General features: G+C 41.6%; 24 protein-coding genes. 9 read left to right on the top strand and 15 right to left on the bottom strand.

The features are described from left to right. Window positions 1–15: 15 nt before the first annotated feature. The 6 genes from FTU92_RS01280 to dxs all read right to left on the bottom strand — a co-directional run bounded on the left by FTU92_RS01280 (window position 16) and on the right by dxs (window position 7,858). Window positions 16–693 (bottom strand): outer membrane lipid asymmetry maintenance protein MlaD, encoded by a 678-nt coding sequence (locus FTU92_RS01280; protein ID WP_180095327.1) that lies wholly within the window; start codon window positions 691–693, stop codon window positions 16–18. Beyond that, window positions 693–1,472, bottom strand: coding sequence for a lipid asymmetry maintenance ABC transporter permease subunit MlaE (mlaE, locus tag FTU92_RS01285; protein WP_180095330.1), 780 nt, complete (start codon window positions 1,470–1,472; stop codon window positions 693–695). The genes FTU92_RS01280 and mlaE overlap by 1 nt, the downstream gene beginning before the upstream one ends. Continuing rightward, the gene (locus FTU92_RS01290) at window positions 1,469–2,287 is read right to left on the bottom strand and encodes an ABC transporter ATP-binding protein (protein WP_180095334.1); all 819 of its coding nucleotides are present in this window, start codon (window positions 2,285–2,287) and stop codon (window positions 1,469–1,471) included. The genes mlaE and FTU92_RS01290 overlap by 4 nt, the downstream gene beginning before the upstream one ends. Window positions 2,288–2,676: 389 nt before the next feature. After that, on the bottom strand, window positions 2,677–4,527 hold the full coding sequence (locus tag FTU92_RS01295; RefSeq protein ID WP_004974640.1) for a DEAD/DEAH box helicase: 1,851 nt from the start codon (window positions 4,525–4,527) through the stop codon (window positions 2,677–2,679). 485 nt (window positions 4,528–5,012) lie between these two features. Continuing rightward, window positions 5,013–5,843: an inositol monophosphatase family protein gene (locus tag FTU92_RS01300; RefSeq protein WP_019836885.1), complete on the bottom strand. Its 831-nt coding sequence runs from the start codon at window positions 5,841–5,843 to the stop codon at window positions 5,013–5,015. A gap of 104 nt (window positions 5,844–5,947) precedes the next feature. Then, window positions 5,948–7,858 carry a 1-deoxy-D-xylulose-5-phosphate synthase gene (gene dxs / locus FTU92_RS01305; RefSeq protein WP_180095337.1) on the bottom strand — a complete coding sequence of 637 codons (1,911 nt, stop codon included), beginning with the start codon at window positions 7,856–7,858 and terminating at the stop codon, window positions 5,948–5,950. A 308-nt stretch (window positions 7,859–8,166) separates the two neighbouring features. On the opposite strand from dxs, the gene ribA reads away from it, so the two are divergent. Further along, on the top strand, window positions 8,167–8,769 hold the full coding sequence (gene ribA / locus FTU92_RS01310) for a GTP cyclohydrolase II (RefSeq protein ID WP_004974633.1): 603 nt from the start codon (window positions 8,167–8,169) through the stop codon (window positions 8,767–8,769). A 44-nt stretch (window positions 8,770–8,813) separates the two neighbouring features. On the opposite strand, the gene hemN is transcribed toward ribA, so the two are convergent. Next, the gene (hemN, locus tag FTU92_RS01315; protein ID WP_096901232.1) at window positions 8,814–10,187 is read right to left on the bottom strand and encodes an oxygen-independent coproporphyrinogen III oxidase; all 1,374 of its coding nucleotides are present in this window, start codon (window positions 10,185–10,187) and stop codon (window positions 8,814–8,816) included. Window positions 10,188–10,418: 231 nt separating this feature from the next. On the opposite strand from hemN, the gene hemF reads away from it, so the two are divergent. The 3 genes from hemF to aroE all read left to right on the top strand — a co-directional run bounded on the left by hemF (window position 10,419) and on the right by aroE (window position 12,773). Further along, window positions 10,419–11,363, top strand: coding sequence for an oxygen-dependent coproporphyrinogen oxidase (hemF, locus tag FTU92_RS01320; protein ID WP_179989898.1), 945 nt, complete (start codon window positions 10,419–10,421; stop codon window positions 11,361–11,363). 318 nt (window positions 11,364–11,681) lie between these two features. Beyond that, entirely contained in the window at window positions 11,682–11,888 is a 207-nt protein-coding gene (locus FTU92_RS01325; protein WP_004974627.1) for a hypothetical protein, read from the top strand. A gap of 96 nt (window positions 11,889–11,984) precedes the next feature. Next, a complete protein-coding gene (gene aroE, locus FTU92_RS01330; protein ID WP_104852603.1) occupies window positions 11,985–12,773 on the top strand; it encodes a shikimate dehydrogenase in 789 nt (262 codons plus the stop codon). 102 nt (window positions 12,774–12,875) lie between these two features. Here the strand turns inward: aroE and FTU92_RS01335 are convergent, their stop codons facing one another. Next, window positions 12,876–15,269: a hypothetical protein gene (locus FTU92_RS01335; protein ID WP_180095340.1), complete on the bottom strand. Its 2,394-nt coding sequence runs from the start codon at window positions 15,267–15,269 to the stop codon at window positions 12,876–12,878. Window positions 15,270–15,494: 225 nt separating this feature from the next. On the opposite strand from FTU92_RS01335, the gene FTU92_RS01340 reads away from it, so the two are divergent. Then, complete coding sequence (locus FTU92_RS01340) at window positions 15,495–17,318, top strand: acyl-CoA dehydrogenase C-terminal domain-containing protein (RefSeq protein WP_004974621.1); 1,824 nt, start codon at window positions 15,495–15,497, stop codon at window positions 17,316–17,318. A 194-nt stretch (window positions 17,319–17,512) separates the two neighbouring features. On the opposite strand, the gene FTU92_RS01345 is transcribed toward FTU92_RS01340, so the two are convergent. The 4 genes from FTU92_RS01345 to hemW all read right to left on the bottom strand — a co-directional run bounded on the left by FTU92_RS01345 (window position 17,513) and on the right by hemW (window position 21,590). Further along, window positions 17,513–18,031: a DinB family protein gene (locus FTU92_RS01345; RefSeq protein WP_004974616.1), complete on the bottom strand. Its 519-nt coding sequence runs from the start codon at window positions 18,029–18,031 to the stop codon at window positions 17,513–17,515. An 81-nt stretch (window positions 18,032–18,112) separates the two neighbouring features. Continuing rightward, a complete protein-coding gene (locus tag FTU92_RS01350; protein ID WP_131260601.1) occupies window positions 18,113–19,201 on the bottom strand; it encodes an HpaII family restriction endonuclease in 1,089 nt (362 codons plus the stop codon). Further along, entirely contained in the window at window positions 19,185–20,294 is a 1,110-nt protein-coding gene (locus tag FTU92_RS01355) for a DNA cytosine methyltransferase (protein ID WP_004974609.1), read from the bottom strand. The genes FTU92_RS01350 and FTU92_RS01355 overlap by 17 nt, the downstream gene beginning before the upstream one ends. A 141-nt stretch (window positions 20,295–20,435) precedes the next feature. Continuing rightward, entirely contained in the window at window positions 20,436–21,590 is a 1,155-nt protein-coding gene (gene hemW, locus FTU92_RS01360; protein ID WP_131260602.1) for a radical SAM family heme chaperone HemW, read from the bottom strand. A 122-nt stretch (window positions 21,591–21,712) separates the two neighbouring features. Between hemW and FTU92_RS01365 the strand changes: the two genes are divergently transcribed. The 3 genes from FTU92_RS01365 (at window position 21,713) to FTU92_RS01375 (ending at window position 25,021) form a co-directional block, all read left to right on the top strand. Next, a complete protein-coding gene (locus FTU92_RS01365) occupies window positions 21,713–22,174 on the top strand; it encodes a DMT family transporter (RefSeq protein ID WP_131260603.1) in 462 nt (153 codons plus the stop codon). Between the two features lie 38 nt (window positions 22,175–22,212). After that, window positions 22,213–23,577 carry an MATE family efflux transporter gene (locus FTU92_RS01370; protein ID WP_373687278.1) on the top strand — a complete coding sequence of 455 codons (1,365 nt, stop codon included), beginning with the start codon at window positions 22,213–22,215 and terminating at the stop codon, window positions 23,575–23,577. 145 nt (window positions 23,578–23,722) lie between these two features. Continuing rightward, a complete protein-coding gene (locus tag FTU92_RS01375) occupies window positions 23,723–25,021 on the top strand; it encodes an AarF/ABC1/UbiB kinase family protein (protein WP_180095345.1) in 1,299 nt (432 codons plus the stop codon). 158 nt (window positions 25,022–25,179) lie between these two features. Here the strand turns inward: FTU92_RS01375 and FTU92_RS01380 are convergent, their stop codons facing one another. Both FTU92_RS01380 and FTU92_RS01385 read right to left on the bottom strand, forming a co-directional pair. Then, window positions 25,180–25,500 (bottom strand): type II toxin-antitoxin system PemK/MazF family toxin, encoded by a 321-nt coding sequence (locus FTU92_RS01380; RefSeq protein ID WP_131260605.1) that lies wholly within the window; start codon window positions 25,498–25,500, stop codon window positions 25,180–25,182. Further along, entirely contained in the window at window positions 25,500–25,781 is a 282-nt protein-coding gene (locus FTU92_RS01385) for a type II toxin-antitoxin system RelB/DinJ family antitoxin (RefSeq protein WP_136144463.1), read from the bottom strand. The genes FTU92_RS01380 and FTU92_RS01385 overlap by 1 nt, the downstream gene beginning before the upstream one ends. Window positions 25,782–26,059: 278 nt before the next feature. Here FTU92_RS01385 and FTU92_RS01390 point away from each other — a divergent pair, with 278 nt between their 5' ends. Beyond that, a complete protein-coding gene (locus tag FTU92_RS01390; RefSeq protein WP_004974599.1) occupies window positions 26,060–26,308 on the top strand; it encodes a type B 50S ribosomal protein L31 in 249 nt (82 codons plus the stop codon). 213 nt (window positions 26,309–26,521) lie between these two features. Here the strand turns inward: FTU92_RS01390 and crcB are convergent, their stop codons facing one another. Further along, complete coding sequence (gene crcB, locus FTU92_RS01395) at window positions 26,522–26,899, bottom strand: fluoride efflux transporter CrcB (RefSeq protein WP_180095348.1); 378 nt, start codon at window positions 26,897–26,899, stop codon at window positions 26,522–26,524. Window positions 26,900–26,932 lie beyond the last annotated feature (33 nt).

The raw sequence follows: 26,932 nt of genomic DNA on the forward strand, positions 1-26,932 counted from the left end.
GGACAATCTCCTTCATTACTCAACAAATGACACTTCTGCATCTGTTGTTTCAGCTGTCGCTGTGTCTTTATCTGCGTCTGACGCTGCGTTGGATGTTTTCGCTGCACCGCCAGTAATAAACTTACTGATTAAATCTTCTAAATCCATGGTGCCTTGCGTGTTGGCAATACTTTCGCCACGCTTCACAAAGTTCAAACCACCACCTGGAACCACTTTGAGATATTTCTCACCCAATAAACCATTGGTTGCTACCATTATGTAAGCATCTTCATCAATACTGGTGATGGATTTCATGTTACCCAACAGTTGTTGTTCCATTTCTTTTTGTTGATGAGGATTTGCTTCTTGGTATTCTGCACTGTAGCGCAATTCTTCAAGCGCATAATTTTGCACTGTTTTTAGTTGTTCAGGATTAAAACTGGTCAACTTGCCATCTAGTTCAAATTCAACTGTAGCCAAACGCGATACAGGGTCTAAAGTAATATCATTGACACGACCAATGGTGACACCGCTCATAGTAACTTTGGCGCGTGGTTTTAAACCATTCACGTTGTCAAATGTTGCTGTCATATTGTAACTGTCGCGCAAATTGGTACCCACCAATCCACTGACTTTCATGGCCAAGAAAAACAATGCAATGCCTGTCAAAATGACAAATACACCTACGGCCAGCTCACTTGTACGTGATTTCATTAAACACCTCCGAACATGACCGCAGTCAACACAAAATCAAAACCTAAAACACATAATGAAGAATACACCACGGTTCGTGTGGTCGACGTCGCAATGCCTTCCGATGTTGGAACACAGGCATAGCCTTGATATACTGCAATCCAAGTACAAATTAATGCAAAAACAAAACTTTTAATAATTGTGCCGTTAAAAATATCTTTATAGAACTGCACGCTGCTTTGCATACCGCTCCAGAAAGAACCTTCATCGACACCTAGAAAATCGACCCCAACCATTTTGCCGCCCATAATGCCAACCGCAGCAAAAATAATGGAGAGCATTGGCAGGCTGACAATTCCTGCCCATAAACGTGGTGACACAATACGCTTGAGTGGGTCTACCCCAATCATTTCCATACTGGCCAATTGTTCTGTGGCTTTCATCAAACCAATTTCTGCAGTTAAGGCAGAGCCTGCACGTCCTGCAAATAACAGTGCAGCCACTACAGGTGCAAGCTCACGCAACAAAGTCAAAGACACCATCGTGCCCAACATGGCTTCCGAACCAATATTGACCAAAATGGAGTAGCCTTGTAAGCCCAATACCAAACCAATAAATAAACCCGACACCGCAATAATCAATAATGACATCACGCCAACACGGTACATTTGGTACAGGAACAGCTTCACCCCAAGTAGGGTTGGCATTGAAAATAGAATTTGCAACAACATTTGGGTGGCGACACCAATGCCACGAACACGCTCAATGACGCGTTGACCTAATGCGGCAATAGCATTCATGAACGCACCTCATCACTTAAATAAGCCCGATGGCTAAATTGATAATCGACTGGCCCTTCGGCAGCGCCTGTTAAGAACTGACGCACAAATGCCGATTCATTCTGTTTTAATTCTGCAGGTGTACCTTCGCCCTGAATCACGCCTTCCGCGATAATATAAATGTAGTCGGCAATTGATAAAGTTTCACCAACATCATGCGAGACGATAATAGTGGTTAAATCCAACGCTTCACGCAACGAGCGGATTAAACGAGTCAACACACCTTTTACAATCGGGTCTTGCCCTGCAAATGGTTCATCATACATGATCAATTCAGGGTCTAACGCAATCGCACGCGCCAATGCCACGCGACGGTTCATCCCGCCTGAGAGTTCTGCAGGCATGAGCTGTTCTGTGCCACGCAAACCGACTGCTTCAAGTTTTAAAGCCACCAGTTCTGCAATTAAATGTTCAGGCAACTGGGTATGTGCACGCAATGGAAACGCGACGTTTTCATATACGCTCATATCGGTAAATAACGCACCGCTTTGGAATAACATGCCCATACGTGCGCGCGCAGCAAACAACTCCTGACGCGACATTTGCGCAAGATTTTTTCCATCCAGAAAAATATCACCATGATCGGGAGTCAACTGACCACCAATCAAACGTAATAACGTGGTTTTACCAGTACCTGAAGGTCCCATAATGGCAGTAATTTGACCACGGCGAATCTTTAAACTGACATTTTCGAAAATGACACGTTTCCCTCGTTTAAAGCTCAGTTCATTGACTTCAATCAATGACGGCTCATGTTGAGGCATTGGATTATTCATAGCTGAGGGTCTTCCTGCATTTTTTCAGCACGCATACTATAAAGGATTGAAGCGCAAAATGTTATCTAGCAAATTTTTAAAAACTGTGCACGTATTGTTCAAGCAGTCTTATTATTGTTATTTAAATCACTTTTAGGACAGCAACAATTTAAAAGTAAGAAGAAATAATATAATACATTAAATTGCATAAGATGAGTGCTAAACCAATATACGGCATCATTCCCTCTCTCGTCTGCATGAGCAATCGTAAGCTATTGATGTTCATAATTAGCAAATAGAGTTAAAAACGTGACTTATTATACATTTTATTTATCTAAAACAAAAATATTTAACATAAAAAAACCAGTGCTGAGCACTGGTTTTTCTTTATACAAATGACTATAGCGGTCTTAGTCGTTAAATTTACGACGTGGGCGATCAAAACCACCTTCACGGCGTGGACGATCTGAATTGAACTCGCGACGTGGACGATCTTCGCCACCAAAAGAACGCTTAGGACGATCATCAAACGAACGTGGTTGACGGTCACCAAAACCACCTTCACGACGTGCAGGACGATCACCAAAATCACGTTTTGGACGATCACCGAAGCTACCTTCACGACGTGGTTTGTAATCTACGCGGTTGCCACGGTTGTCATCATTCGCATCAAAACGCGGCTTATCGTTGAAGCCACCTTCGCGACGCGGACGATCTGAATTAAATTCACGACGTGGACGATCATCAAATGAACGCTGTGGACGATCACCAAAACCACCTTCGCGGCGTGGACGATCTGAATTAAATTCACGACGTGGACGGTCTTCAAATGAACGCTGTGGACGATCACCGAAACCACCTTCACGACGTGGACGGTCTGAGTTGAACTCGCGACGCGGACGATCTTCACCAAATGCAGGACGTTCACCACGTGGTTTGTCATCAAAGCTGCGACGTGGACGATCATCACCACCTTCACGACGTTTAAAGTTGCTTTCGCCTTCAAAACGACGACCGCCACCAAAACCGCCACGACCACCGCGACCGCCATCACGACGACCACGACCACCGTCACGACCAGAACGTGCTGGAGGTGGAGATGGCTCTAAGCCTTCAATTTCAGAAACGCTTAAACGTGCATCTAAGAAATCTTCCAACGCACGGATTTTGCCGCGCTCACGGTAAGTTGCCAAAGTAATCGCGTTACCAGTACGACCCGCACGACCTGTACGACCAATACGGTGTACATAGTCTTCATTTTTCATTGGTAAACCGAAGTTAATCACGTGAGAAATAGTTGGTACGTCTAAACCACGTGCTGCAACGTCTGTTGCAACCAAGATTTTTGCACGGCCTTCGCGAATGCTGCGTAAACGACGGTTACGAACGGTTTGTGGCATTGCACCGTGTAGTGCAACAACCGAGTGACCCGCTTCAGCCAATTCTTCAGCCAGCATATCGGTATCTTCTTGAGTAGATGCGAATACAACCGCTTGATCTACACCTTCATCAGATAACCAGTGTGACAATAATTTTTTCTTGTGCTCGAAACCATCAGTCCAGTGTAAAGTCTGGGTGATGTCCATGTTCGTTGAGTGACCTGTTTCAATCGCAATACGTACAGGCTCATTCATCATGCGTTCTGCAAGTGTGATAATACGGCTTGCAAAAGTTGCAGAGAACATCAAGGTTTGCTTACGGTTAGCAGCTAAATCGCTAATCGCTTCTAGGTCTTCAGAGAAGCCTAAATCGAGCATACGGTCAGCTTCGTCTACAATTAAGGCATCAACTTTATCAAGTTTGATTTGACGACGGTTCACCAAGTCAAGTAAACGACCTGGAGTCGCTACAACCACTTGCGCACCTTTTAATTGTTGGATTTGCTTACCAAAAGGCATACCACCCATGATTGCTGCAATACGTACACCTTTCATGTGACGTACAAATGCAATCGCGTCTTGGCTAACTTGTTGAGCCAATTCACGTGTTGGGCAAAGCACTAAAATTGACGGCTGAGTAATAGCTTTCATACGCTCTTTAAATGGTACGAAAGTATCATGATTAGCAAGCGCGTTTAAAGTTGGGAGTAAAAATGCAGCAGTTTTACCAGAACCTGTTTGGCTAGATACCAATAAGTCTTTACCTTCAAGTGCCGCTGGGATCGATTGTTCTTGAACAGGAGTCGGCGTAGTAAAGTTCAAGCCTTCTAAAGCTTGTTGTAAAGATTCATGTAAAGAAAAATCAGCAAAAGTTTTGCTCATAGAGATTTTCACCCTGAAAAATGGGTGCTCCATTAAATAAAGTCAGATGGACATCGGCAAAAAGCGGTACAGCAATTATCGCTGACAATTTAAGATTCAGCGGCGATCCGAGTAACGACGATGTGATATAACGCACGCATGATTACGGCTTAACCTGAAGGAATCGCTTTAGCGATTGGGGCGCGAGATATCGTCCTCTCTTTGGACCGCACGCGCATACACAATGATTAGAAGAGAAATGTTCAGGTAATGAACAGAAATTAAGTGCGTGCGCAGATTATAGCAGGATTATTTTAAAAGTCACCTTATTTAATCGACTTTTGCAGTTTTTTGTGTAAACAGTGATAGATTCTGCTTTTATGGCTAGTATATGGACGATAACAACAGATTTAAAACCAGCAGTTTTAGACCGTTAGGTAAAAGAAAAGCCCTCAGGATGAGAGCTTTGCTAAGTGTCTTATTTAAGTATAAATATGATCAGCTGATTATTTCGCTGCTTCGCCCCAAGCAGGCACAACCGCTTTCATAAGTGGTTTTAACATTTTCATTGAACATGCCAAAACTTGCCCATTTTCCATAGAGTCGCTGCCACCACGTGCATCGACCACAGTACCGCCCGCTTCTTTCACAATTAACTCACCCGCAGCAATATCCCACGGTTTTAAGCCAAGTTCAAAATAACCATCTAAACGACCTGCAGCCACATAAGCCAAGTCTAATGCAGCAGAACCTGCACGGCGGTATTGAGCGCCTGCTTCTGTCACATTCAATAAACTTTCAAAATGGTTTTTGGCATAAGAAACAATTTCGCCATCGCGCTTAGCACGATAAGCATGACCCACTGCCAAGAAGGTGTTGTCTAAACTGTCTTTTACATTTACACGAATACGACGTTGATTCATCATCGCACCACGGCCACGGCTCGCAGAGAACAACTCATCTTTTACAGGATCGTAAATAACACCGTGCTGTGTCACACCTTTGTGTTGCACTGCAATCGAAATACAGAAATGAGGGAAACCGTGAACAAAGTTTAGCGTGCCATCTAAAGGATCAATCACCCAACACCAGTCGGCATCGTGACCTTTGCCTTCCTGCATGCCAAATTCTTCGCCCAGGAAGCTGTGATTTTTATAACTTTTGCGTAATGTATCAATGGTCAATTGCTCGAGGTAACGATCTACGCGCGTTACAGGACCATCAATGCCTTTTTCTTCGACTTGTAGATCGAGTTTATGACGATTCTGATGCGCTTTTAAAAGCTCTTGACCAACTGTTTGAGCCGCACGCGCAGCCATCACCACCATAGGTTCCATTGAACACCCACTACAAATTTGAAGAGTTTGATAAAGAATAATGCATGAAAGCCCCAATATTTTAGCAAATATTGAGGCTTTTGGGGAAGAAGTGTTGCTAAAAATTAATTCAATATAGATTGATGCAGTTTTTGCCAAGCATTTTGCATTGATTTTTCAATGCCTTGTGCATCTAAACCTGCCTGTTGCAGCATTTGACCATGTGTCGCTTGTTGCATAAAGCTATCTTCTAAACCTAAATGAATAATCGGTTTGACAATCTGGGCCTTCGCCAAGTATTCACTCACGGCACTGCCTGCACCACCCATAATCGCATGCTCTTCTACAGTGACGAATAATGCTGTGCTGTCTGCAATCTCAGCTAACAGTTTTTCATCCAATGGCTTCACAAAACGCATATTCACCACACGTACTGCGACATCGTGCTGCTGAGCAAACGCTTCAGCCGCTTCAACTGCCGCTTGCACACGGCTACCAAAAGCCAGCACTGAAATATAGTCATCATATTGTGGATTGAACTGCGCCACAATTTCAGCTTGTCCTAATGGAATTGCAGTCATCTGCTGCTGAATTTCGACACCCAAACCATGCCCGCGTGGATAACGCACTGCTGCAGGGCCGTTATATAAATAAGCCGTGTGCAGCATTTGACGACATTCATTTTCGTCTTTTGGTGCCATAATCACGATATTCGGTACGGTACGCATATAGGCATAGTCGTAAGCACCTGCATGGGTCGGGCCATCTTCACCCACCAAACCTGCACGGTCGATACCAAAAGTAACATCCAGATTTTGCAAAGCGACATCATGAATCAGTTGGTCATAACCACGCTGCAAGAAGGTAGAGTAAATCGCCACCACAGGCTTCAAACCTTCACAGGCCATACCCGCAGCCAAAGTCACCGCATGCTGTTCGGCAATCGCGACATCAAAATAGCGTTCAGGAAATTGTTTGGCAAATTGCACCATGCCCGAACCTTCGCACATGGCTGGCGTAATTGCCAATAAACGCGAATCTTGTTCTGCCTGATCACATAACCACTGCCCAAATACATCAGAATATTTAGGTGCGCTAACTGGTGCAGCTTTGGCATGAATTTTACCAATGGCGTGATATTTAATTTGATCGGCTTCTGCAGGCGCAAAGCCTTTGCCTTTTTTGGTATAAACGTGAATTAAACGTGGGCCTTTACGTTTTTTCAGCGCATTGAATACGTGTGTGAGTTGTTCAACATCATGTCCATCGAAAGGGCCGAAATAATCAAACCCAATCGCTTTAAATAAATTGTCTGCAGCTTCAGTGGCAGCACAGTGTAAACGCGAGTTATACGTCCATTTCGGATGTGGCTGCACGTAAGCTTCGCCAGTTTCACTGACATAAACCGATTCACCACGTTCCCAAATAGCAGCAAGATGTTTAGCAAAGCCGCCTGTGCTGCATGAAATTGACATATCGTTGTCATTCAGCACCACCATCATATCGGCTTGGTGAGCCACTGCATCATTCATGGCTTCAAAAGCCATACCTGCTGTCATAGCACCATCGCCAATAATGGCAACAACCTCACATGGGTTTTGCTGATAACGTCGTGCCAACGCCATCCCCAAACCAGCAGAAATAGCTGTTGAGGAGTGACCAACGCCAAAGGTATCAAAAATAGATTCTTCACGTGCAGGAAATGCAGCCAAACCATCTTTGGCACGAATGGTGGTGAGTTGCTCACGGCGTCCTGTCAGGGCTTTATGCGGATAAGCCTGATGACCGACATCCCAAATTAAGCGGTCGTGTGGGGTATTAAAGCAATAATGCAGCGCAACGGTCAGTTCGATCACGCCTAAGTTTGCGCCAAAGTGTCCTCCACTTTGACCTGCGGCATACAAAATGAATTGACGTAACTCATCTGCCACCTGAGGAAGCTGGCTTTGCGCGAGTAAACGTAATTGCTGCGGATGGTCAATCGCATCGAGCAATGGTGTTACAGGGCGTTGAGTTGGAATTTCTGTATACAGCATATGTGGCAAAGCCTTCTAAAGCCTGGCAAATCCTAAGCTAGGTCAATGGGAATTACTCGATCATATAACCGAATGGTATCACCTTCAATCAGCCACATTTCTAGCGGTGTAGTTTTGAGCAATGATTTCAGTTGGGCACACGTTGGGTGCGTAGATTATCCTGAATAATCTAACTATTTATCAACCATTATCGTGTGCTTTATACAAAAAAGAAAATCTTCTGTATAAATTCGTGTTTGCTATTCTACTAATGTCTGAGCATTACGCTATACTTTAAACAATTTATCGACTATTTCACGAGTTAAACAGTGCCGATTAAGTTTGTCGCAACCTCACGATTACCGACCGCATTTGGTGAATTCAACATTACGGTATTTCAAGATCCTGAAACTGGCGAAGAACACGTGGCATTATCCAAAGGTTTGGACACTGCGCCAACCCAGCCCGTTCTGGTACGGATTCACTCAGAATGTTTAACTGGCGATGCTTTCGCGTCTTTAAAATGCGACTGTGGCCCACAGCTTCAAGCCACTCAACGTCTGATTAATGACGCAGGACAAGGTGTGATTTTATATTTACGCCAAGAAGGTCGCGGGATTGGCTTGACCAATAAAATTCGTGCTTATGCCCTGCAAGATCAAGGACATGACACGGTGGATGCCAATTTAATGCTGAATTTACCTGCCGATGCACGTCGCTATGATATGTGCAGCATTATGCTAGATCATTTGCAGGTTAAAGCTGTGCGCTTAATCACCAACAACCCTTTGAAAATTCAAGCATTACAGGAACAAGGGATTACGGTGGTAGACCGTGTGCCTTTAACTGTGGGTCTAAATCCATTCAATGAAGAATATTTGCAAACCAAACACGAACGCATGGCGCACATGTATGATAAAGGTGACTTCTGAGTCACCTTTTAATTTTTGAATTAAATAATTTCTACTCAACTTACTTAAATCGTCATCGAAAAAATACGATTATTCGGCATACGGCGTTTTAAACGCAAATCAAAGGCCATACAAATATTGCGCACAAAAGGTTTACCTTTTTCCAAAATCTGAATGTGCTGATCTTGAATGAGCAGTAATTCATCTTCCTGCATTTCCTGTAACTGTTGCAGCACTTGCTCAATTTCAGGAAATGCCAATTCTGGACTGGCCCACGACGTTTCAAAGCTGCACATTAAATTTAAAATATGCTGACGTATTACCAAATCTTCCCGATCCAGCACATGCCCTTTAAACACAGGAATTTCATTGCAGGCTAAACGGGCATAATAATCTTCAATGCTTTTTTCATTTTGCGCAAAGCTATACCAACTGTCGCTAATAGATGAAACACCCAAGCCAATCATAAGCTGCGTTTTAGATGCGGTATAGCCCATAAAATTACGGTGCAAGGTACCATTTTTAAACGACTGATACATACCATCACGTTCTAAGGCAAAGTGATCCATCCCAATTTCATGATAACCATAGGCCAAAAGACGCTGTTTGCCTTCTTCATAGCACTGACGTTTTAATTCATCTTTAGGTACATCTTCATCTTTAAAACCACGCTGCCCATTGCCTTTAATCCATGGCACATGCGCATAACTGTAAAATGCCAAACGGTCTGGCATTAAACGTTGGGTCTGCTCAATGGTATTCAGTACATCGTCTAGATTTTGAAAGGGCAAACCAAAAACCAAATCATGTGAAATAGAATCATAGCCAATTTCACGCGCCCACTCGGTCACACGTTGCACATGCTCAAAAGGCTGCATCCGATGAATGGCGCGCTGCACTTTTTCATTATAATCCTGCACGCCATAACTGACCCGACGAAAACCCAAGTCATATAAGGCCTGTAAATGTTCGCGGGTGGTGTTATTGGGATGACCTTCAAAACTAAATTCGTGCTGTTCTGCCACTTTGGCTTTTGCCAGAATGCCTTGAATGAGCTGCGTCAAATGTTCGACAGAAAAGAAAGTTGGTGTGCCACCGCCCAAATGAATTTCTTTAATGATGGGAGTGCTTTCGAGCAACTGACAATATAAGTCCCATTCTTTTAATAACGCCTGAATGTACGGTTGCTCGACTTCATGGCGTTTGGTGACGCGTTTATGACAGCCACAAAAAGTGCATAGGCTTTCGCAAAATGGCAAATGAATATACAGACTGATGCCTTCGCTGGCATTAGATTCATCAAACGAACGCTTCAGCGTTTGCTGCCACGCCTCGGCAGAAAAGGTAGCATCATCCCAATAAGGTACGGTTGGATAACTGGTATAACGTGGTCCAGGCACATTGTATTTTTGAATTAAAGAATTTGCCTGCTGTGTCATCCACTCTGCCCCATTCAGTTAATTGCTGCTGACTAAAATTTAGATTGTTAAAACTATTGTGCTGAGCTTGTGCATGGAAATCAACCTAGTCTTTTGCTCGGAATACATGCTGAAATACAAAGCACCTTGCGCAATTGCATGAGCGATTTGCAGCAAACTGGATAAACCCCTTAATTTTTAGACAGTTTTATGTTTTGATGTAAGCCATTTTATTTTTATGCTGAGGTGGCCATGTCGCATCCTACTCACGCGGATATTCAACGTGTACGTGAATTTCTTCTCGATTTGCAGGCGCGAATTTGTGCGGCTTTAGAACAACAAGAACAGGCAGGTGGTGGAAGCGCACAGTTTGAAATTGATGACTGGCAACGTCATGAAGGTGGCGGTGGTCGTTCCCGCGTCTTACAAAACGGTACAGTCATTGAAAAAGGCGGAGTGATGTTTTCGCACATCAATATTTCCAAACTGCCTGCTTCTGCAACTGAACGTCATCCAAATATTGCAGGCGCACCTGCGCAGGCGATGGGCGTGTCATTGGTGATTCACCCGAAAAACCCAAATGTACCCACCTCACATGCCAATGTGCGTTTATTTGTCGCTGAACCTGAAGGACAGCCGCCAATTTGGTGGTTTGGTGGTGGTTTTGACCTGACACCATTTTATCCAAATGATGAAGATGTAGTGGCATGGCACCAAACAGCACATGACTTATGTGCCCCTTTTGGCAATCAAGTCTATGCAGAACATAAACAATGGTGTGATGACTATTTTTATTTAAAGCACCGCGATGAACAGCGTGGCGTGGGTGGTTTATTTTTTGATGATCTGAATCAATGGGACTTTGACACCTGTTTCAACTATATTCAGGCGGTGGGTAATGGTTATTTGGCTGCAATTCTGCCTATTTTTGAGCGTAATCGTGACAAAGCCTATACCGAAGCACAACGTGAGTTCCAGCTTTACCGTCGTGGACGCTATGTGGAATACAATCTAGTTTACGACCGCGGCACTTTATTTGGCTTGCAGACAGGCGGACGGATTGAGTCCATTTTAGTCAGCTTACCAAACTTGGCGGGATGGTCGTACCGTCCTGAATGGGCAGAAGATTCCGCAGAGAAAAAACTCACCGACTATTACTTAAAACCACGCGATTGGTTAAATCTCAAGACGAGTTAAAGCTCGCGACTGGTGAAACCTTGCGTACATCGCAGTGTAAAAAAGATCACATTCAAGGTTCAAAAAAGCGATTCTTCCACGAATCGCTTTTTTACTTACAAACTTTATTGCTTATTTTCAAATCAATAAATATGCACAGCATGAATTAACTGTCATGATAGTGCGGATGGATTTTAATAGATGATGTGACCGCGCACCCTATTCGACCATGCACAAATAGGATTTAACTATCCATACATCAAACCATGAGTCAAAGGCGAATTCATCAAACTGTCAAAGCCTTATGTCACACTGCGCCACATCTGTCAGGAGATCCGCATGTTTAGCCCGCTGTTCAAACACAAAATCTTTTTATTTTGGGCAACCTTTGCCATGTTACTTGGCTCAATTTGCATGACCTTTATTTTTGAAAGTCATCTTTCAGATGGCTTAGCCATTAGTAGCAGCATTTTAGCGGGCATTGCCATGTTCGTGATTGCCACTATTTTGGTATTAGAAACCGTTTTAGAGATTTGTAATCCTTAAGTCCAAAGACTCCCACCGTTTTATACCGCCATAGGCTTTAGTCCGCGCTGAATTTGACGTATATTGATGCACATTTCAGCATATGGATTTTGGCAAATGCGCAAACAATTTGCCGTGATTGGCAACCCAATTGAACAATCACGTTCTCCTGAACTGCATCATGCCTTTGCAGAAAAAACAGGCATTGACCTGCAATACAGCAAACGCCTTGCCCCTCTTGATGGTTTTAGAGACAGTGTTGCAGACTTTTTTAATCAGGGCGGTGTAGGCATGAATGTAACCGTGCCTTTTAAAGAGCAAGCATTTGCCCAATGTGGCGTATTAACCGAACGTGCCAAAATTGCCAAAGCAGTCAATACCTTGTGGATGCAAGATGGTGTTTTGCATGGCGACAATACCGATGGTCAGGGTTTGGTTGATGCCATTCGTGCTTTGGGCTGGAATTTAGAGCACAGTGATATTTTGATTATTGGCGCTGGTGGTGCAACCCGCGGGGTAATTTATCCGTTGGTACAAGCAGGCGCAAAAAAAATTGTGATTGCCAACCGCACCCTTGCCCGTGCTGAACAACTGGTTGCTGACCTACAAGCTGCCGTACCGCAAGCAGAATTACAAGCCATGGCACTTACCGATTTAACAGGTCAATTTGATTTAGCCATTAATGCGACGTCTGCCAGCTTAACGGGAGATGCCCTCACCTTGCCTGAGTGTTTGCAGTTTAATTTTGCTTATGAAATGGCTTATGGCAAACCTTCGAGCTTTTTAGAACAAGCCAAAGCGCGTGGCGTACCGACATCGGAAGGTTTTGGCATGCTGGTCGGACAGGCGATTGAATCTTTTTATATTTGGAATGGCGTGAAACCTGAATTAAAAGATTTCCTCTAAATCATCACCAAATAAAAATAGCCCTTGAGCAGCAAAGGGCTATTTTTTTATTTAAACTGGGCAATCTTGTTGAACGCTGATTGCCCATTTTTCACCCACGGTTTATTTTACAAATTTCTGCATATCTTCATACACATCCATATATAACTCATAATCAATCTGTTCAGCCTGATCTTCAGTTAAAGTGCGAATTGAATTTTGGCTCAATTTGCCCTGCTGACGATCAACATACGTCTGCCCCAAAATGTGTGCCGTTTTCTTTAAATTCTCCAAGTCAGGCACATCCCAATCATAAGCTGCTTCATAGGCTTTTAAATATTGCTGAGCAAATATCTGTTGTGGTTGCTTGTATTGCTGTTTCAGCTTACGCCATTCAAGTGCGACTTTATTTTCATCGACTGCATCTTCAGTCAAATTATTGATACGACGACCAATTGCATTATTAAATTGCTCATCTTCTTCTAAATGATGCTTGGCTTGTAAAGCTTCAATCCGTTTTAGCGCGGCACCTTTCGGGTCATAGTAGCGCTCATCACTGAACCAATAGGCATACACTTCTGCCATTTCCTGCAAGGTTTGTGGACTAAGATTTTTTACCCACGTACTTTGCTCTGCTGCCATGTGCACTAAAAATAAAGTCTGATAAGTCTGACTAAAAGATTCTGTTTGTTGATAGGTTTTTTGTGCCAACTGCGCTAATTCTTCATCATAACTTAAGGCGGGTTTTGCAGTGGTCTTATCTTTATTTTCTGCAGTTTCCTGCTCCAAGGTACGCCCTAAATTTGTCACCCATTTTTCTAAAATTGAGTCTTTACTGACTTCTTGAATGGATTTGGCTTGACGCAGCGCACTACGGTCAATTTTGCTGGCTTGCCCATAATTCGCAATGCTGACATCGTTATACACATGAATTGTGCCGTAATTTTCGCGTTTAAATTGCAGTGCATAATCAATTTTTGCAGCACGCCCCTGATCATCTAAAGCCACATCAATTTGCATCGGTGTTTTTTTATCTTTAGGTGTAGCATTCATAATCTGTTGAATTTCAGCCTGATGTTTTTGCCACAAAGCTGCGAAAGCAGCGGCATCGACCAATTGTTCCGAACGGTATGGTTCAAAAACTTTAGCTAGCTTTTCTTGCGGTGAAGCAAAGTGCTCATCTAAAACCGATTGTGCCTGCTCAGCACGACTTGGGCTAAATGCTTCTAATTCATAGGCATAAGCACAGTAGGTTAAATCTCCAACTTTGGCTGTTTTTGCTGTTTCGATCAAACGCTGACAGTCTTGTTCGCTTAGCATACTTGCGGTGCTTGCTGAATCTTCTGCCTGCTCAGCAGCCGCTGCCTGAACGGCTTGTTCAGCTGCGATCATGGCATCTTCACTGGCATCTGCTGAATAATCTGCCACATTACTCACTGTCGTTTCAGTTGCATAAATTTTCTGACTGACCAAATCACGTAAAGCAAGGGTGGCTTGATACGCCACAAAAGCCTCTTGGCTCATGCCATAATCTTCAGCAGTTTCATTGTGTTTCAAGTAGTCTTCAACACTTTCTTTGGCCGATGTATCTTGCGTAATTTCAGCTTGTTCAGCAGCATCTTCGGTTGTGGTCGCCTGCCCCAATACAGTCTGTTGCAAATACGGTGCATTGACCTGATCAAACATGGCAAGCTGCAGCAACATATCTTCCAAACTACTGTTCAAACGAATTTTTTCACTAATTTTTTGCTGACGTTCTTGTGCAGTTAAAGATAACTTTTGAATATGTTTAGAATCTGCCAATACATACGGCACCGCATTCATGGCTTTTAAGTATTCGGCAAATTGTGCCACTTTAATCCGCTCAAAATCGGCTTTGTATTTAGAAAAGTCGATATAGGCAAAGTCATTTTGACTGTCTTTATTCACCAAATAAGGCAACAAAGAAAAATAGTTGGTATAGAACTTATATTCATTAAAATCGACCACCATCGGTACTTTCATTTGCACCAAAAGTGTCGGTTTTTCATAGCGTGCTGCCACATTCAAAGCAGCAATTTTTTGCCGATAATGCACCGAGCCATCGTAGCTAAACTCAGTATCATTCAATACATTCAACAGAAAATTAAAAGGACTCGATTTTTCGATTGCCCCTGCAGCATAGGAAGCAGAGTTTTGTTCCTTAGCCATTGCCGTATATAAGTTTTGTTTTTCTTGTGTACTTAAACGGACTTTTTGCTGTTTTAAATACTGATCTAATTGCTTTTTAAGTACAGGATCAAGTGTGGTAGGAGCAATATCCGTTACTTTTGGTGTTGCTTCAACTAAATTGCTCTGTACCCGTAATTTGCCCTGAAAATCATAACTAGGTGTTTCAAAGATGGCATTTAACCCCGTAATTGCCTTTTGTTCTATACTTACCGTCTGATTGGAATTGGTCTTAATGACATGCTGCGAACAACCTGTAGCAGCTAAACTAAAAAGACATAAAGATAAATATTTTAATTGTATCTTCATTGCTAAACACCTTATATTCATTATAGATTGGTCTGTTCAAACGTACAGATTATGATACATTGTAACATAACACTTCATTCGTTTTTGTAAGGTGAATAATTTTCAGTATTCGCATTTCTGACATTTTTATTCGCTATTCTTATCAATGTTTTTTGATCATGAGTGTGAATAATCAACATATCGATACAGATAATCCAAAACTATTTCTAAATTAGGATTAAGACTATGCCAGCATATAAAGCCCCATTACACGATATTCGTTTCTTAATGAACGAAGTGCTTGATTACCCGACCCATTACAAAAATCTTTCTAACGGTGAACTTGCGGACGCAGATACAGTCGATATGATTTTGGAAGGTGCAGCAGATTTCTGTGAAAATGTACTTTCTCCACTCAATCAATCAGGCGATGAAGAAGGCTGTCATTTTGAAAATGGCAATGTGACCACACCGAAAGGCTTTAAAGAAGCCTATGACCAATTTGTGCAAGGTGGCTGGCAAGGTCTGTCTTACCCTGAACAATACGGCGGTCAAAACCTGCCAATGTCGCTAAACCTCATCAAATCTGAAATGATGGGTACAGCAAACTGGTCATTCCAAATGTATCCAGGTTTAAGCGTGGGTTGTATCAACACCATTATGCAATTTGGTACAGACGCGCAAAAAGATACCTATTTACCGCACTTGGTTGCAGGTACTTGGTCAGGCACCATGTGTTTGACTGAACCACAATGTGGTACCGACTTAGGTCAGGTAAAAACCAAAGCAGAACCACAAGCCGATGGTACGTATGCGATTTCAGGTACCAAAATCTTTATTTCTGCAGGCGAACATGACCTGACTGAAAACATCATTCATATTGTGTTAGCACGCCTCCCAGATGCGCCTGCAGGCACAAAAGGTATTTCATTATTTATCGTACCGAAATTCTTGCCAACAGCAGAAGGTACGGTGGGTGAGCGTAATCCTGTCACTTGTGGCTCTATTGAACACAAAATGGGGATTCGCGCGTCTGCAACTGCAGTCCTGAACTTTGACAATGCCGTGGGTTATTTGATTGGTGAACCAAACAAAGGCTTACATGCCATGTTTACCTTTATGAATACTGCACGTATTGGTACAGCAATTCAGGGGATTTGCCATGCAGAATTGGCATTCCAAGGTGCATTGCCGTATGCCAAAGAACGTATGTCAATGCGTGCGCTGTCAGGTAAAAAAGACCCTGAAAAAGTAGCTGATGCAATCATTCACCACGCCGATGTACGTCGTATGCTCTTAACGCAAAAAGCCGTAGCAGAAGGTGGTCGTGCCATGATTTATCATGCTGCACAATTGGCAGATAAAATGAACGACGCTTTAATGCGTGGTGATACTGCAGCTTTTGAAGCGCATGATGACCATTTAGGTTTCTATACCCCAATCTTAAAAGGCTTCTTAACTGAAATGGGTTATGAAGCTGCCAACCACGGCATGCAAGTGTACGGCGGTCACGGCTATATTAAAGAATGGGGCATGGAGCAAATTGTACGTGATTCACGTATTTCTACCTTATATGAAGGTACAACTGGCGTTCAGGCGCTCGACTTGATTGGTCGTAAAGTGTTGTTAAGCTCTAAAGGTAAAGTGATTCGTGACTACACCGCTGAAATTTTGAAATTCTGTGGTCAGCATGCACGTAACAAATACATGCGTCGTTTTGCATGGGACTTAACCAAGCTATGTGCTCAATGGAACGCATTAACCGTGCGCATTATGTTGGCAGCACGTAAAGACCGTGACATCGTATCCAGTGCTTCAGTAGACTTCTTGATGTTCTCTGGTTATGTGATGATGGCTTATTTCTGGGCGCAACAAGCGGCTGTGGCTTCGACCAAATTGGCTGAAGGCAATGGTCAGGAAACACCTGAGTTCTATAAAGCCAAAATCAAAGTTGCAGATTTCTACTTTGAGCGTTTATTGCCACGTACCCAAGGTCATGCAGAAGCAATGGTCAATCCATCTAAAACCATGACTGCATTAGCACCAGAACATTTTAGTTTTGACTACTAAAATATTCTCAGCAGATGTAAATCAAAAGAGCGCGTAATGCGCTCTTTTGGTGTTTACTTCAGAAAGTCAGTACTCGAATCTACACATCAATTAAAATTACTTTTAATGTGCTGTTGGAAAACCATGAAATACCCACTGAATCAGATATAAAATCAGAAAAATTAAAATCACTAGACATAAAATTTCTAGTCGTTTCATTCAATTCGCTTCTTAGCCTTGTCTTCTAGCAACATATAAATTAAATCAAGCTCAGGACAGACATATCCCATTGCGGTTAAAGCCGCGGTAATTTGCCCACGATGATGAGTTGCATGATTGAACACATGCATTAGGGTTGCAGCATAGGGTAAGTGCATCTCCACGCCAGTTGATGTTTTATAGTGCAGCTCTTGATGAAAAACATTCTCATCCACCTGATTTAAAAAATAAATCCAGTTTTCAGCCTTCTTTTCAAGTTGCTCAACAAGCTGTGTTCTGTTGGTTTCCACAATACTATCTAATGGCAAAATTGGTGAGTGGTGCAAAGCAAAACGTGGAAACCACAAATGATGCTCACCGACCAACAAGTGATTCAGAGTGCCAAAAATACTTTTAAAATATAAGCCCTGATCCAAGAAAAAATCATCATCTGAAACCAATAGCAAAGTCTGATTTAGTTTTTGAGTTGCCCAAAGATTATAGCGGGCAAGTAACTCAAACGTTTTTAAATCCATTTAAAATTATCCTATTTGAGTTTTATTATGAAAATTGAATCAAAAGTTCAAACTATATTAAGATAAAAGATATATTTTTAATCATTTAAAGCGAATTTGTAGATTTAAAGACAGATACAATTTATTGTCCTTTAGAAATAATTGACCAAAATCATGCTTGGTTTTACTTGCCATCTCAAACTTTGTATTATTGTATAAATACTCTTCAAATTCATGGCGATGATACAGATGATAGCAAATGATCTCGCCATCTTCTTTAATTACTAAATATCCACCTGTAGAATCAATTTCGTTACCTGTCCAAACTGTACCAGGCATCATTCCAATTGCTATTTCACACAATAATTTTTTAATTTTAAACTGATAAAAAGGATGCTGATGTTCAAAAGAATATTTCATTGGATTTTCATAAGAAATTTCATTAAAAATATCTTTAACTGAATTAAGAGTTGATGTGTAATATTTAAATATAGCTTCTGCCATAATTTTTGGTAGTAAACTATCCAACAAAATTAAATTATTCTCAAATACAGCATTATTTAAATGGGAAAATTTAATATCGGCTCCCAACATTTTTAAATGTGCTATACGAGATTTAATAATTGGTTGTGGCAATGCAAGCTGATTAAAATCTTCAATCTCTTTTTCGGTTAGGCAAATATTTTTTATTTCAAAAATAAAATTTGTTGTCTTTCCTGCATTTAACAATGTGGATGGTTTACCTAATTTTGACTTTATGCTAAATCCCAATTCAGGCATTGTTCCAATTTTTGCATCATAAATTACGATTCTAATATCACTTTTCGCACTAGATTTTGCTTTAATCTTATTTGATTGGTATCTGGATATAAAGTTTTCCACATCTGGAATAGTAAATGATGCCGTTTGCTTTTTCTGTAATTCTGCCAGCAAAAACTGAGTAATATCTCTGAGTTCCTGTAATGGTATCTGAAAAACATCTTCACCCCGCAAAATCTCTACTATACCCTCTGATTTATGCGGTACATAAGTGAATAAATGATGATGTTCTTGACGTAAAATTCTAATTACAGGATAAATTAAATTATTTATTTTATTTAAGTTTTCATCACCCGCACTTAACTCCCCATCACATAGTAATTTAAAAAGGGCATAGAGTTCACTCCATTCCCCCTTATTTGCTGTAATCATACTCACCAATCTTCAATGCTTTTAATATTTCTTTTGCAGTTGCCTGTATCGCTGGAATAGCAACAGAATTTCCAAATTGTTTATAGGCTGAGGCATCTGAAACCACGATTTTGAAATGATCTGGAAACCCCTGCAACCGTGCCCATTCTCTTGGCGTCATTTTCCGAATACCTTTCCGATTTACCTCTCCTTTAATTCTAGTAGTTGGAGTAAAGTCTGTAATTCTATGATCTATAACTAAATTACGCTCTCTCCCCATTCCACCTACAACTATGGCATTGGCAATTGCGTGATCTGGAATAATAGCGTAACCAAAACCATTTCCTTTATTTTCATGTCGAGCTTTATGCTTTTCCAAGGTATCTAAATACTGTGTAGATAAGTAATATTTAGTAGGTACAACCTGAGTTTCCTTTATATCGGCAAAACAGGTTTTTTTATTTAATGGTTGTGGATAAGAGAAATTTTGAATTCCAGTATCTTTATGGAAGCCTACAATAAAAATTCGCTCTCTATTTTGGGGAACACCAAAATCTTTAGCATTTATAATTTGAGGCTCAGCAACGTAGTAACCTAAATCATCTCTTAATGTTTTTAAAATAGTTTTAAGTGTATTTCCCTTATCATGACTAATTAAGCCTTTAACATTTTCTAAAAAGAAAGCTTTAGGTTGTTTCCGTTTTATAATATCCGCAACGTCAAAAAATAGCGTACCGCGTGTATCTTCAAATCCAGATCTTTTACCTGCAATTGAAAAAGCCTGACAAGGGAAGCCTCCACATAAAATATCGAAATGATCAGGTATCGCATTTTTAGTAGACTCTAAAGTGATATCACCATAAGGCGTTTCACCAAAATTGACGGAATATGTTTTTTGGGCATATAGGTCTATTTCTGATGAAAATACGCACTCGCCACCAAGATTTTGTAACGCTAGCCGAAATCCACCAATTCCTGCGAATAGGTCAATAAATTTAAATTTACTTGGGTATTCTGGATAAAAAGGGATTGATTCAAAGAGGGAAAGGTTTTCCTCTTTGTTTACCACTAATTCACCATGAGCCTTTAAAACTTTTGGACTAGTAGAGTTCATCTCAAACCTTCAAGGCGATACAATAACAAAGCCATTACAATAACAAAATTTACCTTAAATAGCATGCAGTGCAAGACACAAGCTGTCGCTCTAGCACAATATTCGATAAGCGTTAGGACAGATGCCTGAGCTGAACTCAAATCACAAAAACGCTTCCAACACCGAATTTAAAAACACATGCCCTTGCGCAGTACATGCCAATCGCTTCGGATCATCCTGCAACAATTGCCGCTGACGCAATGTATTTAAAATATCCTGCAAATCATCCAAGTTTAAACCTGTGCGGGCAGTATACAAGTTTGCCTCAACCCCATCATTCAGGCGCAGTGCATTCATCATAAATTCAAATGGCAACTCATCGGCTGCAATTGCTTTAAACTGCAAGTTTTCCGCAGGTACTTTGGCTAAGTAATCTTTCGGCAAACGGGTTTTTTGGAAGCGATACACACCATCATGCAAAGTCACTTTGCCATGCGCCCCCGCACCTATCGCCAAATAATCGCCAAACTGCCAATAATTTAAATTATGTGCAGACGGCAACTCTTTACGCCATGCAGACACTTCATAATTCACAAAACCTTGCGCAGTTAAATAGGCTTCACCCTGCGCTTGAATTTCTTCCAAGACATCATCTACAGGTAAAATTGGCTGAGTGCGGAAAAAAACAGTATTAGGCTCAATAGTCAATTGATACCATGAAATATGCGTTGCACCATGTTCCACTGCCAGTTTTAAATCCTGCAGTGCTTGCTGCAAAGTCTGTTCAGGCAAGCCATGCATTAAATCGACATTAATTCGCTGAAAGCCCGCTTCACGCGCCAAGCCAATTGCGGCAATCGCATCATCATTAGAATGAATACGCCCTAATTTTTTTAAATGCTCAGTATTAAAACTCTGCACGCCAATCGACAAACGGTTAATGCCTGCAGCCAAATAATCTGCAAAGGGATCATGCTCCACTGTTCCCGGATTAGCTTCCAACGTAATTTCGCAGTCATCTTCAAAAGCTAGCACGGCTTTCAGCTGTGTAAATAACCATTGATACCCCTGTGCTGAAATTAGCGAAGGTGTGCCACCGCCAATAAAAACACTGTGAATTTTCCGCCCCTGCGCAAACTGAGTCTGGGTTTTAAAATCTTCCAGCAAAGCCTGTAGATATTCCTGTTCTAAATCTAAACTCAACTTACCGTCAGGCACAGCATGTGAATTAAAATCACAATACGGACACTTACGCACGCACCACGGCATGTGAATATATAAAGATAAAGGAATATCAATGGGTTGAAGTGGATTCAAAGACAGACTCAATGCAAAATCAAAACAGTGATACAGATTTTAACATGACTACAGCAGGACACTGATGTATTCCCTAGAATTTGCTTTAGACTAGAATCTGTTTAATAAGAAAAAATGTGAAAATGATGAAGATATCCAGCCAATTACTCTTAATTTTGCCACTGGCGATGGGCATCGGGATTGCAATGGCCTTTCAAACTGCAATCAACAGCCAATTGCGTGAATATTTATATTCTCCGTTACAAGCTGCCCTTTTCTCTTTTTTGGTTGGTACAATAGTTTTAGCCATACTGGTATTTTTTCAGCAAGTCGAAAAACCCAACCTCAGCACCTTGCTCAACATCCCATGGTATTTATGGATTGGCGGATGTCTAGGGGTTTATGCCATCAGCATGAGTATTTATAGTGCTCCAAAACTAAGTTTACTCACTTTATCTGGGGTGATTATTTTTGGACAAATGGTCACATCAATGCTGATTGATCATTTTGGGTTCTTGGGCACTGAAAAAGTCAGTATCAATTGGCAACGTCTTTTAGGTAGCGTGGTGATTTTTATTGGTGTGCTTCTCACTTTACAACGCTAATACCCAAACGCTAAGCACCTCATGCATTGAGATTTTTTGTGTCAAATATACATTCTGTGACCACGACCCGTTTTGAATTAAAACAGCTTTTTCAACTGATGATTCCAATTTTGGTCACACAATTTGCGCAAGCAGGTTTAGGTCTGATTGATACCATTATGGCAGGTCACATGTCTGCCACCGACTTAGCTGCTATTGCTGTTGGGGTCGGTTTGTGGATGCCCATTATGCTGCTGTTCAGTGGCATTATGATTGCTACCACACCCTTAGTCGCCGAGGCTAAAGGCGCGCGTACCCCAGAAAAAATTGCAACCATCGCCCGTCAGTCTTTATGGATTGCGTTTATTTTAGGTGTGATTGCAGGGCTGATTTTACAGCTCATGCCTGCACTATTGCCATTATTTGGTGTGCCTGAAAATTTACAGCCCAAAGCAGGCTTATTTTTACATGCCATTGGTTTTGGGATGCCTGCCGTGACCATGTATGCTGCCTTGCGCGGTTATTCGGAAGCACTGGGCTATCCACGCCCTGTGACTGTAATTAGTCTGTTGGCATTGGTTTTATTGGTTCCGCTGAACTTTATGTTTATGTATGGCTGGGGGCCTCTGCCTGAACTGGGCAGTGCGGGTTGCGGTTTTGCCACCGCCATTTTGCAATGGTTAATGTTCATAACTTTGGCATTTTATATTTTTAAAAGTCGCGCCTATCAAAGCACGCCGGTATTTAGCCAATGGGAAGCGATTGATGCGGTCTGGATTAAACGTATTTTGCTGTTAGGACTGCCCATTGGTTTAGCCATTTTCTTTGAAGTGAGTATTTTTAGTACTGCCGCCATTGTAATCAGTCCTTTGGGAGAAACCAAACTGGCAGCCCATCAAATTGCCATGTCAGTCACATCTCAGTTATTTATGATTCCCATGTCTTTGGCAATTGCCCTGACCATTCGTATTGGCACATATTATGGTGAACAAAATATTCACGCCATGCGTAAAGTACAAGGCTTGGGTTTTGCAACCGCAACTGTATTTGCCTTTTCTACAATGGCACTGATGTGGTTTTTCCGTCCTGAAATCATTTCAATTTACACCCGCGACCCGCAAGTGGCGCAAGTGACGATGTCTTTATTATTATTTGCGATTGCCTATCAACTCATGGATGCATGGCAAATTAGCGCAGCGGGTTGTTTGCGTGGCATGCAAGACACCCAAGGTCCAATGTGGATTACCATGCTCGCTTATTGGGTTGTGGCGTTCCCCATTGGCGTGTATTTAACTCGTTACAGCAGTATGGGCGCTGCAGGGGTTTGGGTCGGGCTGATTGTCGGTTTAAGCATTGCCTGTGTGTTACTTCTGACCCGTTTATATTTCAACAATCAACGACTGGAACGCCAATTTACAGCATAAACCTCAGCCTACTCACCTACATGCCAAAATACGTTTTGGCACGTGGGTCTTGTGATCAAAAAATACTTTAACAATTAAAAGTAGGCATTTTGCTCACGAACACTTATGATCAAAAGATAGTAAAGATGATCTTGAGGAACATCGCATGGCAAAAACGGCGCGTACACCTGGTCGTCGCTTTATGAAACTTGCGAGCATGACAGCAAGTATTGCAACCAAAACGGTATCGAACTCGATTAAAAACCTCACCGCAGATGAAGAACAAAAAAATGCGGCACGCAGCCAATTGTTTCAAGATATTGGTATCCAAATTGCTGATACCTTAGGCGAAATGAAAGGTGCGGTGATGAAAGTCGGGCAAATTGCCTCGCAATATAAAGATATTTTTCCGCCTGAAGTTGCCAAAGCCATCAGTAAATTACAGCGCCAAGCACCTGCCATGCCTTTTGCTGAAATTAAGGCACAAGTTGAAAAAGAACTCGGTAAACCGCTCGACAAAATTTTTAAACACTTTGATGAAACTCCGTTTGCAGCCGCATCTATTGGGCAAGTGCATAAAGCCATTTTACCCAATGGCGAGCAAGTGGTGGTCAAAGTGCAATATCCTGGGGTCGATGAAGCCTGCGAAAGTGACCTGAAACAAGTCCGTTTGGCACTGCGTTTAATGGGTGTACTTAAAATAGACCGTAAATTACAAGACCGTCTATTTCAGGAAATTCAGGAAAGTTTAGACAATGAGCTGAACTACCAGATTGAGGCACAAAACCTAGAAGTAGCGCGTACCTTTCACGCGGCTTTGGATGATAAAATTATTATCCCACAAGTGTTTAAAGACTATTCTTCGCGGCATATTCTCACCTTAAGTTTGGAACAAGGTGAAAATATAGAAACGGCAAGCACATGGTCACAGCGTACCCGCAACACTTTGGGACGACGTTTATTGCGTGCCATGGGTCAAGAAATCTTTTATTTAAAACGCTTTCATTGCGACCCGCATCCGGGCAACTTTGCGTTCCGCCAAGATGGTTCTGTGGTGATTTATGATTACGGCGGCGTCAAAACTCTATCGAATGATGTAGTGCATCATTTTCGACAACTGATTCATGCTGCGCGTGCGCAAGATATTGCCGAAATTGAACAGCATCTAGATGCACTGCAGGCAATTTCTGCATTGGGTAAATTCCCTGAAGATTTATATTTGCAATGGTTAGAAGTGCTGATGCGTCCGCTAACCACACATTATGATTTTGCTGAAAATTCTGCCCATCATGATGGCGTTGAGTTGGTCAAAAGTTCATTGAAATATTGGGATGTGTTTAAGCCTTCTCCCGATACCTTAATGGTGAATCGAACTGTTTCAGGGCATTATTGGAATTTAATTCATTTAAAAGTACATGATAATTTAATTGATATTTTTGAGGAGTTGGTTCCACCGCGAGCTTAGACTCAACTTTGGACTCAGCAAAGGATGCTGAAAATAAAGCCCAATCTGTTTTATGCTCCGTAACTAAAATTATAATCCAGACAAAAAATCCTCCCAAATGTAGGAGGATTTTTTGTTATCTAAACCGATTCATTCAAGTTGAAACGATGAAATTCAAATTATTGAATTTCAAGGTGTTTGATTAAGCATTCCAGATCATCGGCAGACAGTTGTCCAATATAAGTGAGTTGTGTTTTTTGGATAGGCAGCTGATATGTTTGTACTGTATCAATCCACGATGGCTTTTTTAAACCAGCCTGTTGCCAGTTTTTAATTTCCACATATTTGCTTTTAATAAAAGCAGACTTATTTTCGTACTGACTACTTAAACGGAATACAACATAGTCGGTGTCCGTTTGGCGAATATACAACACAGGTCTGGTCTTACCCTCGGCAATATCTGTAAAGCCAACATAAGCCCAATAGAGTTGTTGGGTCATTAGTAGCCGCCATCATCTTCTAAAAAAGCAGCAGTATCCGCAGCGCTAGACACTTTTACACTAGGAACATTATGGCTCATCGCGATTAATCTTGCTGTATTCAAATCCTCGTCACTCACTTGAGTCGTGACAGGTATTTTTCCAGTTCGTGCAATTTCAGCGTAAACCATGCTCATTACAGTGGCAGGCGTCAGACCAACTTTTGTCATAATGTATTCTGCCGATTCCATAATTGCCTGATCAACCGTGTATTGAACCCGTTTTTTTACCAATGTTGTCATCATCTACTCCATACATACCACTGAATGCCATTTTATGCCTTAAAATGGCATGGGTCAAACTTGTTCTTACGATGCCTTTTCACTTCCAATAGAAAAAATTATTTAATCTGTGCAGACACTATTCCCTCAATGACAGCCCTTATACAACAGGTTTAAAAAGGGATTGGATAATTTTTGATGTAAAACTCACTAGAAAGAATGCATGTGGGTTTTATTTGCCAAATTAATTGTTATGTTATAACATTTCACAAATTACACATTTAGTTTGGAGAAATCTCATGCGTCCGAATATCCACCCAGAATATCGTGAAGTTTTATTCCACGACACCAACGCCAATGCCTATTTTGTGATTGGCAGCACCTTGCAAAGCAGCCAAAGTAAAGAATATGAAGGCAAGGTATATCCTTATGTGACTTTGGATATTTCAAGCGCATCGCATCCGTTCTACACAGGTGAACAACGTCAAACCAGTAATGAAGGACGTGTCGCGAGCTTCAACAAACGCTTTGCACGTTTCAAACGCTAAGCTTGAGCTTTATTGCAAAATCTCACAATCACTTCATATTCAGTTAAGTTTTCTGTTTTATATTTTAAACATAGCAAGATTGCTCATCGAAACGATGGGATATCCTCTATCTTCAAAGCCCAAGCACTCTCCTCCAGCTTGGGCTTCTTTTTATTTATAATTTTTATCTAATGGATTTTTCTACTCAACGATTGATTTGGTACAGACCCTAATCTAATGTTTTAAAAACTGTTGAATCACATAAAAACCCAATCCCAGCAACATCACTCCCAAAACCACACTGGAAAGCGCATAACTAAACGCCATACCTTGCTGTCCATGTCTTAAGAGTTGCCAAGTTTCCAAACTAAAACTGGAAAAAGTGGTAAAGCCACCTAAAATACCTACCATCAGTAATAAGCGGGCTTCCTGCTGCAACACAGGATATTTCTGACTCAATCCAAAAAATACACCTGCCAAAAAGCAGCCAAACAGATTGACCGACCACGTTGCCCATGGAAAATGCTGTGCCGATTTAAATAAATACAGGCTTGCGGCATAACGTAAACTTGCCCCCAATGCACCACCAATTGCCACCAATAGCCAATTCATCTGTTCTACTGTCCTTTTTGCGGCTATGTCGTG

The sequence above is a fragment of the Acinetobacter sp. YH12205 genome (genome assembly GCF_013418125.1).
GTDB lineage: Bacteria > Pseudomonadota > Gammaproteobacteria > Pseudomonadales > Moraxellaceae > Acinetobacter > Acinetobacter towneri.